12 protein-coding genes are annotated in these 14,076 nt (G+C 61.4%); 11 read left to right on the top strand and 1 reads right to left on the bottom strand.

Features of this window, described 5'->3' with window-relative positions; genetic code table 11:
- Positions 1-79 precede the first annotated feature (79 nt).
- The 6 genes from EKL02_RS12195 (at position 80) to EKL02_RS12170 (ending at position 8,173) form a co-directional block, all read left to right on the top strand.
- Entirely contained in the window at positions 80-2,935 is a 2,856-nt protein-coding gene (locus EKL02_RS12195) for a 2-oxoglutarate dehydrogenase E1 component (protein WP_128902305.1), read from the top strand.
- Between the two features lie 60 nt (positions 2,936-2,995).
- Positions 2,996-4,228 carry a 2-oxoglutarate dehydrogenase complex dihydrolipoyllysine-residue succinyltransferase gene (odhB, locus tag EKL02_RS12190; RefSeq protein WP_128902304.1) on the top strand — a complete coding sequence of 411 codons (1,233 nt, stop codon included), beginning with the start codon at positions 2,996-2,998 and terminating at the stop codon, positions 4,226-4,228.
- 75 nt (positions 4,229-4,303) lie between these two features.
- On the top strand, positions 4,304-5,731 hold the full coding sequence (lpdA, locus tag EKL02_RS12185) for a dihydrolipoyl dehydrogenase (RefSeq protein ID WP_128902303.1): 1,428 nt from the start codon (positions 4,304-4,306) through the stop codon (positions 5,729-5,731).
- 70 nt (positions 5,732-5,801) lie between these two features.
- Positions 5,802-6,209, top strand: coding sequence for a hypothetical protein (locus tag EKL02_RS12180; protein WP_128902302.1), 408 nt, complete (start codon positions 5,802-5,804; stop codon positions 6,207-6,209).
- Positions 6,210-6,223: 14 nt separating this feature from the next.
- Complete coding sequence (gene zapE, locus EKL02_RS12175) at positions 6,224-7,321, top strand: cell division protein ZapE (RefSeq protein ID WP_128903484.1); 1,098 nt, start codon at positions 6,224-6,226, stop codon at positions 7,319-7,321.
- 42 nt (positions 7,322-7,363) lie between these two features.
- The gene (locus tag EKL02_RS12170) at positions 7,364-8,173 is read left to right on the top strand and encodes a hypothetical protein (protein WP_128902301.1); all 810 of its coding nucleotides are present in this window, start codon (positions 7,364-7,366) and stop codon (positions 8,171-8,173) included.
- Between the two features lie 21 nt (positions 8,174-8,194).
- Here the strand turns inward: EKL02_RS12170 and EKL02_RS12165 are convergent, their stop codons facing one another.
- Positions 8,195-9,001, bottom strand: a complete 807-nt coding sequence (locus EKL02_RS12165; RefSeq protein WP_128902300.1) for a protein phosphatase 2C domain-containing protein — start codon at positions 8,999-9,001, stop codon at positions 8,195-8,197.
- Between the two features lie 126 nt (positions 9,002-9,127).
- Between EKL02_RS12165 and EKL02_RS12160 the strand changes: the two genes are divergently transcribed.
- The 5 genes from EKL02_RS12160 to EKL02_RS12140 all read left to right on the top strand — a co-directional run bounded on the left by EKL02_RS12160 (position 9,128) and on the right by EKL02_RS12140 (position 14,069).
- Positions 9,128-9,334 carry a DUF465 domain-containing protein gene (locus tag EKL02_RS12160; RefSeq protein WP_128902299.1) on the top strand — a complete coding sequence of 69 codons (207 nt, stop codon included), beginning with the start codon at positions 9,128-9,130 and terminating at the stop codon, positions 9,332-9,334.
- 192 nt (positions 9,335-9,526) lie between these two features.
- Positions 9,527-11,413: an ATP-dependent DNA helicase gene (locus EKL02_RS12155; protein ID WP_241687872.1), complete on the top strand. Its 1,887-nt coding sequence runs from the start codon at positions 9,527-9,529 to the stop codon at positions 11,411-11,413.
- A gap of 18 nt (positions 11,414-11,431) precedes the next feature.
- Positions 11,432-12,352, top strand: a complete 921-nt coding sequence (locus EKL02_RS12150) for a flagellar brake protein (protein ID WP_128902297.1) — start codon at positions 11,432-11,434, stop codon at positions 12,350-12,352.
- A 63-nt stretch (positions 12,353-12,415) separates the two neighbouring features.
- Positions 12,416-13,156, top strand: a complete 741-nt coding sequence (gene surE, locus EKL02_RS12145; protein ID WP_128902296.1) for a 5'/3'-nucleotidase SurE — start codon at positions 12,416-12,418, stop codon at positions 13,154-13,156.
- Positions 13,149-14,069 carry a protein-L-isoaspartate(D-aspartate) O-methyltransferase gene (locus tag EKL02_RS12140; RefSeq protein ID WP_128902295.1) on the top strand — a complete coding sequence of 307 codons (921 nt, stop codon included), beginning with the start codon at positions 13,149-13,151 and terminating at the stop codon, positions 14,067-14,069. The genes surE and EKL02_RS12140 overlap by 8 nt, the downstream gene beginning before the upstream one ends.
- The last annotated feature ends 7 nt before the right edge of the window (positions 14,070-14,076 follow it).

Below are 14,076 nucleotides of genomic sequence, written 5' to 3'. Positions count from 1 at the left end.
TCCGCTAACCGGTCAGGCCGTGTCGCGGAAGGTTAATTTAACCCGCTAATCTCGCGAAGCGCGAAGAAAGGTGAGCAGTATGATGCAGCAGTACCGTTCCAACTCATATTTGTTTGGAGGTAACGCGCCGTACATTGAAGAACTGTACGAGGCGTATCTTCTCAATCCCGGTTCCGTCCCGGATAACTGGCGCGCCTATTTTGATGCGATGCAGCATGTGCCGGCCGTTGATGGCTCGGACCGCTCCGATGTCGCCCATGCGCCTGTCATTGCCTCGTTTGCCGAGCGCGCCAAGCAGGGACCGATCCGTACCGTGACCGCTTCGGCCGATGCCGAAATGGGCCGCAAGCGCGTTGGCGCTACCCAGTTGATTGCCGCCTACCGTTTTCTCGGCACCCGCTGGGCCAACCTCGATCCGCTGCAGCGCCAGGAGCGTCCGGCAATCCAGGAACTGGAGCCCAGCTTTTACGGCTTCACCGACGCCGACATGGACACCGTGTTCAATGTCAGCAATACCTATTTCGGCACTGAAACCGCGTCGCTGCGCGACCTGGTCAATGCCCTGCGCGATACCTACTGCCGTTCGATCGGTGCTGAATTCATGTACATCAGCGATCCGGCACAGAAGCGCTGGCTGCAGGAACGCCTGGAATCGTGCCGCTCCACACCGAATTTCTCCGCGGAAAAGAAAAAGAGCATCCTTGAGCGCCTGACGGCTGCCGAAGGTCTCGAGCGTTATTTGCACACCAAGTATGTCGGCCAGAAGCGCTTTTCGGTCGAAGGCGGTGAAAGCTTCATCGCTTCGATGGATGAAGCCATCCAGCGCGCAGGTTCCAAGGGCGTGCAGGAAATCGTCATCGGCATGGCCCACCGCGGCCGCCTGAACGTGCTGGTCAATACCCTGGGCAAGGCGCCCAAGGACCTGTTCTCCGAATTCGAACACACCGCCGTCGAAGACCTGCCGGCCGGCGACGTCAAGTATCACCAGGGCTTTTCGTCCGACGTCACCACCCCTGGCGGCCCGGTCCACCTGTCGCTGGCCTTCAACCCCTCGCACCTGGAAATCGTCAATCCCGTGGTCGAAGGTTCGGCCAAGGCGCGCATGGTGCGTCGCGGCGACAAGAAGGGCGCGCAAGTCCTGCCGATCCTGGTGCACGGCGATGCCGCATTTGCCGGCCAGGGCGTGGTTATGGAAACGCTGAATCTGGCGCAAACCCGTGGCTACGGTACCGGCGGCACGCTGCATATCGTGATCAACAACCAGATCGGCTTTACCACTTCCGATCCGCGTGACACCCGTTCGACGACCTACTGCTCGGACGTGGTCAAGATGATCGAGGCGCCGGTACTGCACGTCAATGGCGACGATCCGGAAGCCGTGATCCTGGCAACCCAGATCGCACTGGACTTCCGCATGGAATTCCAGAAGGATGTCGTGGTCGATATCGTCTGCTTCCGCAAGCTCGGTCACAACGAATCCGATACGCCGGCGCTGACCCAGCCGCTGATGTACAAGAAGATCGGCAAGCATCCGGGCACCCGCAAGGTGTATGCCGACAAGCTGATCGCCCAGGGCACGATCGCTGCCGACGGCCCGGATGGCATGGTCGCCGCCTACCGTGCGGCGATGGATGCCGGCAAGCACACTGTCGATCCTGTCATCACCAACTACAAGAGTCAGTTTGCGGTTGACTGGATGCCGTTCCTGAACCGCAAGTGGACCGATGCCGCCGACACCGCCGTGCCGGTGGTGGAACTGCAACGCCTGGCAAGCCGCATCACGACCGTGCCGGAAGGCTTCAAGCTGCATCCGCTGGTGGAAAAAGTGCTGGGCGACCGCTCCGCAATGGGCAAGGGCGAACTCAACCTCGACTGGGGCATGGGCGAGCACCTGGCCTTCGCTTCGCTGGTGTCGTCCGGTTATGCAATCCGCCTGACCGGCCAGGATGCCGGCCGCGGCACCTTCACCCACCGCCATGCGGTCCTGCACGATCAGAACCGCGAAAAGTGGGATGCGGGCAGCTATATCCCGCTGCAAAACATTTCCGACAACCAGGCGCGTTTCCTGGTGATCGACTCGGTGCTGTCGGAAGAGGCCGTGCTCGGTTTCGAGTATGGTTATTCCTCGGCCGAGCCGAATACCCTGACGATCTGGGAAGCGCAGTTCGGCGACTTCGTCAACGGCGCGCAAGTGGTCATCGACCAGTTCATCAGCTCCGGCGAAGTCAAGTGGGGCCGCGCTTCGGGTCTCGTGATGATGCTGCCGCACGGCTATGAAGGCCAGGGCCCCGAGCACTCGTCGGCGCGTCCGGAACGCTTCCTGCAACTGTGCGCTGACAATAACATGCAGGTCGTGCAGCCCAGCACCTCGGCACAGATTTTCCACCTGCTGCGTCGCCAGATGATCCGCCTGTTCAGGAAGCCGCTGGTCATCCTGACGCCGAAGTCGCTGTTGCGCAACAAGGATGCCGGTTCGCCGCTGTCCGATCTGGCCAAGGGCAGCTTCCAGACCGTGATCGGCGAAGTCGATGGCAGCATCGATGCCAAGAAGGTCAAGCGCGTCATCGCCTGTTCCGGCAAGGTGTATTACGACCTGGTCAATTCCCGCAAGGAACGCGGTCAGAACGATACGGCCATCGTGCGTATCGAACAGCTGTATCCGTTCCCGCACAAGGCATTTGCCGCGGAACTGAAAAAATTCCCGAACATGGCCGAGCTGGTGTGGGCGCAGGACGAGCCGCAAAACCAGGGCGCCTGGTTCCAGATCCAGCACAATATTTTCGAGAACCTGGACGAAGGCCAGAAGCTCGCGTATGCAGGCCGCCCGGCCAGCGCTTCGCCGGCCGTCGGTTACTACGACAAGCACTATGCGCAACAGAAAGCCTTGCTCGACCAGGCTTTTTCGAAACTCAAGGGCTTCGTCCTGACTAAATAACACCTCGGCGGCGCATCAGAAACTGGTGCGCCGTTTGAACAACCCGAAACGGAGAGTTACATGGCTATCATTGAAGTGAAAGTTCCGCAGCTGTCGGAATCCGTTGCTGAAGCAACCCTGCTGCAGTGGCACAAAAAAGTCGGCGAGGCAGTTGCCCGCGACGAAAACCTGATCGATATCGAAACCGACAAGGTCGTGCTGGAATTGCCGGCGCCGGAAGCCGGTGTCATTACCCAGATCATCCAGGGTGACGGTTCGACCGTCGTTGCTGGTCAACTGATCGCCACCATCGACACCGAAGCCACCGCCTCGGCGGGCGCGCCTGCAGCTGCTGCTCCTGCTCCTGCTGCCGCACCGGCCGCTGCTGCCGCCGCGCCGTCCGCCGCCGGCATCGCCATGCCGGCCGCTGCCAAGATCCTGGCCGATAACAACATGACGACCGCCCAGGTTGCCGGTACCGGCAAGGACGGCCGCGTCACCAAGGGTGACGTCCTCGGCGCCCTTGCCAAGCCTGCCGCACCGGCTGCGCCTGCCGCTGCCGCCAAGCCGGCCCTGCAGCAAGTTGCCGCACCGGTCAGCCTGGACCTGGGCGACCGTCCGGAAGAGCGCGTGCCGATGAGCCGCCTGCGTGCCCGCGTGGCCGAGCGCCTGCTGCAATCGCAAGCCACCAACGCGATCCTGACGACCTTCAACGAAGTCAACATGCAGCCGGTCATGGACCTGCGCAACAAGTACAAGGACAAGTTCGAGAAGGAACACGGCGTCAAGCTGGGCTTCATGTCCTTCTTCGTCAAGGCGGCCGTCGCCGCACTGAAAAAATATCCGATCCTGAACGCTTCGGTCGATGGCAATGACATCGTCTACCACGGCTACTTCGATATCGGCGTCGCCGTCGGTTCGCCGCGCGGCCTGGTCGTGCCGGTGCTGCGCAATGTCGATCAGATGTCGATCGCCGAGATCGAAAAGAAAATCGGCGAATTCGGCGTCAAGGCCAAGGATGGCAAGCTGACCCTGGATGACCTGTCCGGCGGCACATTCTCGATTTCCAACGGCGGCGTGTTCGGCTCGATGCTGTCGACCCCGATCATCAACCCGCCGCAATCGGCAATCCTCGGCATTCATGCCACCAAGGAGCGCGCCGTGGTCGAGAACGGCCAGATCGTGATCCGTCCGATGAACTACTTTGCGATGTCGTATGACCATCGCATCATCGACGGCCGCGAAGCTGTGCTGGGCCTGGTGGCGATGAAGGAAGCCATGGAAGATCCGGCGCGCCTGCTGCTGGACCTGTAATCGACTCGATATGAGGCACGCGGCTAGCTGGCAACTCTGCCACCGCGTGCCTTTTTGCGTTTAAGGAATAAGACTATGTCCAAAGAATTTGATGTGGTGGTGATCGGTGGCGGTCCCGGTGGTTACATTGCGGCAATCCGCGCCGCCCAGCTGGGTTTCAAGACGGCCTGTATCGATGAGTGGAAAAACGACAAGGGCGGCCCGGCGCCGGGCGGCACCTGCACCAACGTCGGCTGCATTCCCTCCAAGGCGCTGCTGCAATCGTCCGAGCATTACGAGCATGCCAGCCACGGCTTTGCCGAGCATGGCATCGAGGTCAAGGGCCTGAACCTGAACCTCAAGCAGATGATTGCCCGCAAGGATAACGTCGTCAAGCAAAACAACGATGGCATCCTGTACCTGTTCAAGAAGAACAAGGTCACCTTCTTCCATGGCCGCGGCTCGTTCGAAAAAGCCGAAGGCGGCGTCTACAGCGTCAAGGTTGCCGGCGCTGCCGAAGAAACCATCACCGGCAAGCATGTCGTCATCGCTACCGGTTCCAATCCGCGCGCCTTGCCTGGCGCGCCGTTCGATGAAAAGCTGATCCTCTCCAACACCGGTGCACTGGCCATCGATGCCGTGCCGAAGAAGCTGGGCGTGATCGGCGCCGGCGTCATCGGCCTCGAAATGGGCAGCGTCTGGCGCCGTGTCGGCGCCGAAGTCACCGTGCTGGAAGCCATGCCGACCTTCCTCGGCGCGGTCGACGAGCAGATTGCCAAGGAAGCGCAAAAGCTGCTGGCCAAGCAGGGGCTGGAAGTCAACCTGGGCGTGAAGATCGGCGCCATCACCGCCGGCAAGAAGGATGTGACGGTCGAGTACGCCGATGCTGCAGGCAAGGAACACAAGGCCGTCTTCGACAAGCTGATCATCTCGATTGGCCGCGTGCCCAACACGACCGGCCTGAATGCCGAAGGCGTGGGCCTCAAGCTCGACGAGCGCGGCTTCATTGCCGTCGACGGCGATTGCAAGACCAGCCTGCCGAACGTCTGGGCCGTGGGCGACGTCGTGCGCGGCCCGATGCTGGCACACAAGGCGGAAGAAGAGGGCGTTGCCGTGGCCGAGCGTATTGCCGGCCAGCATGGTCACGTCAATTTCAACACGATTCCGTGGGTGATCTATACTTCCCCCGAGATCGCCTGGGTGGGCAAGACCGAACAGCAGCTGAAGGCGGAAGGCGTGGCTTACAAGGCCGGCACTTTCCCGTTCCTGGCCAATGGCCGTGCACGCGCCCTGGGCGATACCTCCGGCATGGTGAAGTTCCTGGCCGATGCAAAGACCGATGAGATCCTCGGTGTGCACATTGTCGGCCCGATGGCGTCCGAACTGATCGCGGAAGCGGTCGTGGCAATGGAATTCCGCGCCTCTGCGGAAGACATCGCGCGCATCTGCCATGCCCATCCGTCGTTGTCGGAAGCGACCAAGGAAGCAGCGCTGGCAGTCGACAAGCGTTCGCTGAACTTTTAAGCGCCCTGATCTCCAAGCTGGAAGGGGGCTTGTGCCCCCATTCCGCCAGGGGTGGGGCAAAGGAGCTATCATGCGTTATCTGGTCCTTGTACTGCCTCTGGCACTGGCCGCTTGTGCGAGTCTGGATGGCGGCGAAAAAGGCATCACGATCGAAGCCACCAGCCGCCAGCAAGTCGTGGCAGGCGCCAGTTGCGTTGTCAGTAATGGCAATGGCTCCTGGCAGGTGGTGACGCCGGCGACCGTGGACCCAGGCGGCGTCAATGGCGATTTGCGCGTAGTCTGCAACAAGACCGGTTACCGCACTTCAGAATTCCTGTTCCGGCCTTCGGGCTATGCCAGTTCCGGCACCAGCGTGGGCATTGGCCTGGGCAGCTTTGGCCGGCGCGTCGGCGGCAACGTCGGTTTCAGCCTGCCGATCGGGGGCAATGGCGGCGGCAGTTATCCACCACGGGTCACAGTGGAAATGAGCCCCTTGTAATGAATGCACAATCGATGAATGTCCAGGAATTTTATGATCATGCGCTCCAGCAGCGCGGCTACGCGTCCGATCCGGCGCAGCTGCAGGCGGTCGCGCGGCTGCAGCAGGCGTATGACGAGTGGAAAGCGTACAAGTCGATTCGTTCAAGTAAATTGAAGCGCATGATCCGTCGCCCCGACGTGCCACGTGGCGTCTACATGTGGGGCGGGGTCGGGCGCGGCAAGTCGTTTTTGATGGACAGCTTTTATTCGGTGGTGCCGGTTGTGCGCAAGACGCGCGTGCATTTCCATGAATTCATGCATGGCGTGCACCGTCAGCTCGACGACCTGAAGGGCGTGGCCAATCCGCTCGATGAAGTCGCGCGCCGCATCGCGCGCAAGTACCGCTTGATCTGCTTCGACGAATTCCATGTCTCCGACATCGCCGACGCCATGATCCTGTACAACCTGCTCAAGGCCCTGTTCGAGAATGGCGTCACTTTCGTCATGACCTCCAACTATGCACCGGACACGCTGTATCCTGACGGCTTGCATCGCGACCGCATACTGCCGGCCATTGCCTTGTTGAAGGCCAGGCTCGATGTGCTGAATGTCGATGCCGGCAACGATTACCGCAAGCGCTCGCTCGAGCAGGTGCAAAGCTATCTGACGCCGCTGGGCGCGGAGACGGACCGTGCCTTGCGTCATGCCTTTACGGCGATTGCCGAGTGCGCTGACGAAGACCCGCACATTATCGTGGAAGCGCGGGAGATACATACGCTGCGCCGCGCCGGGGGCGTCATCTGGTTCGATTTCGCCGCCATGTGCGGCTCGCCGCGTTCGCAGAACGATTACCTGGATATCGCCAGCCGTTTCCATACCGTGATTCTCTCGGGTATTCCGCGCATGAGTGCGGCAATGGCGTCCGAGGCGCGCCGCTTTACCTGGCTGATCGACGTGTTTTATGACCGCAAGGTCAAACTGTTGATGTCGGCCGAAGTGCCGCCCGAGGAGCTGTACACCGAAGGCGTGCTGTCCACCGAGTTTCACCGTACCGTGTCGCGCATCATCGAGATGCAGTCGCGCGAGTACATGGAGTCGAGCCGGCGCGAAATTGCCGATGCGATCGCCTGAGCCACCCGTGCCATGACACAAGGACTGTAATCGACTATGGATGTGAATGGATTTCCCCGCGCCTTGAGCGTGCTGATGCTGTACCTGTTCCTGGCGCAGCCTGCGCTTGCGCAGCAAGACAAAGCTGCGGATCAGCCCCGGGCTGCCGCAGCGCCGACGCCTTCGGCTGCAGCGCGCAGCGTCGAAGACATGCGCACGCGCTATCCGCAGGGCTCGATTGATTCGGTTGAGACAGCCGGGCAGGCGCAGGTCGATGTCGACAGCGCCCGCGCCAATCTGGCTGCGCAGTTCGCCATTGCCCGCAATGACTGCTATGACCGCTTCTTTACCAATAGCTGCATCAATTCGGCCAAGGAAGCACAGCGTGCCGGCCTGGCGGTTCTGCGACCGATCGAACTGGAAGCCAACGCATTTTTGCGCCAGGCGCGCGTCGACAAGCGCGACCATGCATTGCAGGAATTGCGACTCAAGTCCGAGCGCGAGGCGCAGGAGCGCCAGCTAGTGCAGCAGGATAATGAAAAAGAGGCTGCCCGCAAGGCCGAGGAACGCGCCGGCCGGGAGCAGCAGCGGCAGGCCGATCAGGCGACCCGCGCCGGAATGACGGACAATCGCGTGCAGCAGCATGAAGAAAAACTGCAACGCTTGCGTGCGGAAGATGCAGGCAAGGCGCAGCAACGCGTCAAAAATGTCGCGGCTTACGAAGAAAAGCAAAAGGAAGCGGCTGAGCGCAAAAAGAAAGTCGCCGACAAAAAGGCTGAAAAGCAAGCCAGGCAGGTTGGCAAGGCTGCCGCACCGGCGCCTGCGCCTGCACCTGCACCGGAACCGGTCAAGCCATCGGCTCCGGCGCGCTAGCGGCGCTGCGCGGCAGGCGTATCAGATAGCGCGCCCCATCTTGCTGGCGGTGTAGTTGCGTTGCTCTTGCGGTGGCGTCACCAGCTTGACAATGACAAGCGTGCAATTGTCCGCGACCGTTCCGGCGGCCCGTTCCCGCGCTTTCTTGATCAGCATTTCGGATGCCTGGCGCGGCGAATTCATGGCCAGGGCAGCACCGAGTTCAGCATCGCTGAAGTAATGCCACAAGCCGTCAGAGCACAGGAGGAAAGAGTCGCCGGACTTCAGGCCGTCATGGCGGCCGATGGTGGCAAACGGTTCAGTGCTTGAGCTGCCCAGGACGTTGACCAGGATATTGGCGAGCTTGTGGTTCTTGGCTTCGCTGCGCGTGAGCTTGCCCTTGCTGATCATTTGTTCCACGTAAGAATGGTCGATCGTATGCTCGGCAAAATTCGGGCCGTTGAAGCGATACAGGCGCGAGTCGCCCACGTGCGCCCAGATGGCGGATTTTTCAGGGGTGATGACCAGGACCACCATCGTGCTGTGCGGTTGTTTCTCAGCCGAGAAGCCGGTCAGTTTGATCAGCGTATGGACTTCATGGGCGATGACCTTCAGCATTTCCTCGACCGTCTCGGTCTGGGGCGAGAAGAGGTCGAAATTCTGCTTGGCAGTGCGAATCACCTGTTCCGCTGCCATGGCGCCGCCACTGCGCCCGCCCATGCCATCGGCCAGCACCGCCATCATGTAACCGGGTGCCTTGGGCGCGGAAAAGAGCGCGGCCCGATCCTGTTGTTCGGAGCGGTCGCCGATATGCTGGGCTGTCCCTGCTTCAATCTTGTATTGGCTCATACCTCGGGGTGGATTACACTGCACATTGGCAATGACATATAGTACGAAATAATCATCGCGTGCGCCAAGCATGATGGAGAGGATTGTGAATAATTGTGAAGTTTTTGTCTTAAAAGTAACAACAGTATGAACAAAACCTCCTTGGAAGACATTCAACGCCGGATTATCGAGCTGGAAGTCGAGCATCGCGATCTGGATTCCGTGATCGACATGCTGTCGCGTGACGGACGTCCGGAAGAGTTGCAATTGCGGCGCCTTAAAAAGCGAAAATTGCAATTGAAAGACCATATCACATTGCTGAAAATGCAATTGATCCCCGATATCCCGGCGTAATGCAGGGCTGCTTCGCCTCCGGGCGTGGCGGCTGCGTTCAGCCTTTGTTACAGAAATCCCTTGAGTACAGATACTCCTCTTCCCAGCATACCCGTTGGCGTCCGCGACCAGGAAGTCGAGCAATTGTTCGATGCCGGCGGCCTGCTGGGACAAGCCGTGCCCGGTTTCAGGCCGCGCCAGTCGCAAACCGAGATGGCCAAGGCAATTGCCGAGACCATCTCGCAGCAGGGCAGCCTGATGGCGGAAGCCGGCACCGGAACAGGCAAGACCTTCGCCTACCTGGTGCCGGCCTTGCTGTGGGGCGGCAAGGTGATCGTTTCTACCGGTACCAAAAACTTGCAGGATCAGTTGTTCCTGCGCGACATTCCGACCGTGCGCAAGGCCTTGAATGCGCCCGTTTCGGTGGCGTTGCTGAAGGGCCGCGCCAATTACGTCTGTCACTTTCACCTGGAGCGCACGCTGCAGAACGGCCGCCTGACGGCGCGCGAGGATGTGGGTTACCTGCGCGAGATTTCGCGCTTTGCCAAGACCACCAGCACCGGCGACAAGGCCGAACTGGCGCGGGTGCCGGAAACGGCGCTGGTCTGGAACCTGGTGACGTCGACGCGCGACACCTGCATGGGCGCGGAGTGCCAGTATTACCAGGATTGTTTTGTCATGAAGGCGCGCCGCGAAGCGCAGCAGGCCGATGTCGTGGTGGTCAACCATCACCTGTTTTTCGCCGACGTGGCGTTGAAGGATACCGGCATCGCCGAACTGCTGCCCTCGGCAAACACGATTGTCTTCGACGAGGCGCACCAGTTGCCGGAAACGGCCTCGCTGTTTTTTGGCGAGACGGTGTCGACGGCACAAGTGCTGGAACTGTGCCGCGACGTGCTCGCCGAGGGCTTGGCGCATGCGCGCGACGGCGCCGCATGGCCGCAGGTGGTGGCGCCGGTCGAGCGCGCCGCCCGTGATTTGCGGCTGGCTTTTTCGCAGGATATCGTGCGCCTGGCGGTCAGCCAGATTGCTCCGTCGAGTCCGTTTTTCCCGGCGCTCGACAAGCTCATGGCCGAACTCGACGGCATGATCGTGGTGCTGCAGGCCCAGGCCGAGCGGGCGGAAACCATCGAGCAGTGCCGCGTGCGCGCGCACGAACTGGCGATCAAGCTGACGGCCTGGAAAAACGCCGGTGAAGCCGCTGCCGGGCGCAGCGAGGCAGACCTGGAAGCGGTACTGTGGGTGGAAGCGTTTGCGTCGTCCCTGCAATTGCACAAGACGCCGCTGTCGATCGCTCCGGTATTCGCCCGCCAGCGCGAGGGCACGCCGCGCGCCTGGATATTCACGTCGGCCACGCTGGCAGTAAAAAACGATTTTCACCATTATGCCTCGCAAATGGGCTTGTCCGATGCGCCCTCGCGGACCTGGCCAAGCCCGTTCGACTATGGCAGGCAGGCGCTGCTGTACGTGCCGCAGGGCTTGCCGCAGCCGAATGCGCCGGGCTATACCGACGCGGTGGTCGACATGGCCCTGCCGCTGATCGAAGCCGCCGGCGGGCGTGCTTTCCTGCTGTGCACCACCATCCGTGCCGTCAATCGCGCCGCCGAGCGCCTGCGGGCGGAATTCGAGGAGCGCAAGCTGCCTTTCCCGCTGCTGGTGCAGGGTGAGGCCGGCCGCACCGAGTTGCTGGACCGCTTTCGCAGCGCCGGCAATGCGGTGCTGATCGGCAGCCAGAGTTTTTGGGAGGGCGTGGACGTGCGCGGCGATGCCTTGTCGCTGGTAATCATCGACAAGCTGCCCTTTGCACCGCCGGACGACCCCGTGCTGGCGGCCCGCATCGAGGCGCTCGAGCGCAAGGGCTTGAACGGTTTTGTCCACCACCAGTTGCCGGAAGCGGTGATCACCCTGAAACAGGGGGCCGGGCGGCTGATCCGCGACGAAACCGATCGCGGCGTGCTGGTGATCTGCGACCCCAGGCTGATATCCAAACCGTATGGGCGGCGTATCTGGCAAAGTTTGCCGCCGTTCAAGCGCACCCGCGACATTGCCGATGTCGAGGCATTTTTCAGCGAATCCGCCTGCCTCGGTGATTCAAACTGACACTGCTTGAGGAATTGCATGAGCAAACCGATTTCCCTGTTGCCTATACGGCGAGCCGACCTCTCGGTAGGGTTGACGCTCAGGCAGGCAGTGTATGACTGGCACGGCACATTGCTGCTGGCTGCCGGCAGCGTGATCGAGTCGCAAGTGCAGCTCGATAAACTGCTGGGTACCGGTTTTACGGAAGAGTCCGGCTGGGGGGCGTCGCAGCCGGCGATGGAGAAGCCGCCGGCCATGGCTCGGGCCAAAGCAGGCGCAACCACGGCGACTGTCGCGGCAAGCGAGACTGCCGGGAAGGAAACGATCGTCCGCATGGACGAGGTGCATTGGGCTGTCGGGGAAGCCATGACATTGCAGCCGCACGATAATCCGTCGCTGCGCTACGCTGTCCAGTTGTTCGGCTTCATCAAGAGCCGCATGCTGTTCGTCAGCGCTCCGGCCGTGGATGGCCGTTTTGAGCTGATCCGCGAGGGACAGTCGTTCGTCGCGCGGGCATTTTCAGGAAAGAAGGCGTACGCGTTTACCACCGCGGCGCTCAAGTCGGTGCATTCGCCCCATCCTTATCTGCTGATGACCTATCCGCGCGAAGTGCGCTGTACCGTTGTGCGCCAGAGCGCACGGGTGAGCGTCAAGCTGATCACCTCGGTAACGCTGGACCAGCCGGAACGGACCGCCGCGGCCACGATCACCGATCTCAGCACGGGCGGCGCCTCGCTGGTATGCAAGGAAGCCCTGGGCGCCAAAGGCGAAGCCGGGAATATCAAGTTCAAGGTCAATGCCGCCGATGCCGATGCCTACCTGAACCTGCGTTTTATCTTGCGTTCAGCAACGCCTGAAGAAAGCGGCGCGGGAATTCGCCATGGCCTGGAATTCGTCGATGTCCCGGCACACGAGCGCCTGATTCTGTCGGCTTTTGTCCATCAGGGCCTGGTAACGTAGCATAAGCGCCTAATTTCATTGAAGTTCATCGGTGGCCGAGATTGCTTCGGGTAAAATCTACTTATGAAAATTCTTGTCAGCAACGATGATGGCTACCTTGCCCCCGGCATCATGGCCTTGGCAGAGGCATTGGCGCCGATCGCGGATATCACGGTAGTGGCGCCGGACAGCAACCGTTCCGGCTCCTCGAATTCGCTCACCCTGGACCGGCCTCTATCGGTATTCCGGGCTGCCAACGGCTTTTATTTCGTCAATGGCACGCCTTCCGACTGCGTGCATGTGGCCCTGACCGGCGTCGTGCCGGAACGGCCGGACCTGGTGGTTTCCGGCATCAACCAGGGTCAGAACATGGGCGACGACACCCTGTATTCGGGCACGGTGGCTGCCGCGACCGAAGGCTACCTGTTCGGGATTCCCTCGATTGCCTTTTCGCAGGTGGAAAAAGGCTGGAAGGAACTGGACGCTGCTGCCCGCATTGCGCGGGAAATCGTGCTGCGGCGCTTTGATGCCCTGCAAAAGCCGTATCTGCTGAACGTCAATATTCCCAACCTGCCTTACGAAAAACTCGGCAAGATCGTGCCGACGCGGCTGGGCAAGCGGCATGAATCCGAGGCCGTGATCCGCGCCCAGGATCCGCATGGCCGGGAGATATTCTGGATCGGGCCGGCAGGCGCCGCCCGCGATGCAGGCGAGGGTACGGATTTTCATGCTACTGCAGCAGGCAATATTTCTATCACGCCGCTGCAGATCGACCTCACCCATGTCGCGCAACTTGATGCGCTGGCCAAGGCATGCCATGACTGACAAGCCGCGGCGTTTTCCGCTGTCCCTGTCATCGGTGGTGGAAAAGCCGGGGCCGGCGGCACGCCGGGCCGGCGAGGGTGCCTCGCGCCAGACCGCCGCACGCAACGCGGCCCAGCATGGCTTGCGGGATGCGCACGTTCCGGTCGCGGCGAAGGCTGCAACGGTTCATGCCTCGGGGCAGGCCGTGCCGCCAACTCGGTCTGCAAGCCCGGCGAATTCGACAAGCACGGCGAAGACGGCCGCGGCACCTGCCGGCGCTCTCGCCGCACCGCTGGTGTCTGAAGGGGTGCGCCGCGCAATGGTCGAGCGCGTGGCCAAGCAAGGCGTGCGCGACGCCAAGGTGCTTGCAGCGATGCTGGAAGTCCAGCGGCACCTGTTCATGGAGCCTGCGCTTTCCAGCCAGGCCTATATCGATGCCTCGCTGCCGATCGGTTATCATCAAACCATTTCCCAGCCCTATATCGTGGCGCGCATGATCGAAGTCATGCGCGACAACCGCAATGGCGGCGCCATGGACCGGGTGCTGGAAATCGGCACGGGATGCGGCTACCAGGCCGCTGTGCTGTCGCTGGTGGCGAAGGAAGTGTTCTCCATCGAGCGCATCAAGCCCTTGCACGAGCTGGCAAAATCCAATCTGCGGCCGATGCGCATAGCGAACATCCGCCTGCATTACGGCGATGGTATGCTTGGCCTGCCGCAGGCAGCCCCTTTCGACGGCATCATCCTGGCTGCGGCCGGCATCGAAGTGCCGCAAGCCTTGCTCGACCAGCTCGCCATCGGTGGTCGCCTGGTTGCCCCCGTCGGTGCGCGTCACCAGGTGCTGCAATTGGTGGAACGCACCGGCCAGGCGGAATGGATCAGCACTACACTGGAGTCTTGTCACTTCGTGCCACTGCGTTCCGGCACGGTGTGAAGGGAGC

Source organism: Janthinobacterium sp. 17J80-10 (assembly GCF_004114795.1).
Taxonomy (GTDB): domain Bacteria; phylum Pseudomonadota; class Gammaproteobacteria; order Burkholderiales; family Burkholderiaceae_D; genus Paucimonas.
Note: the sequence above shows the minus strand (reverse complement) of the source record. Positions and strands in the feature narration are given on the sequence as shown.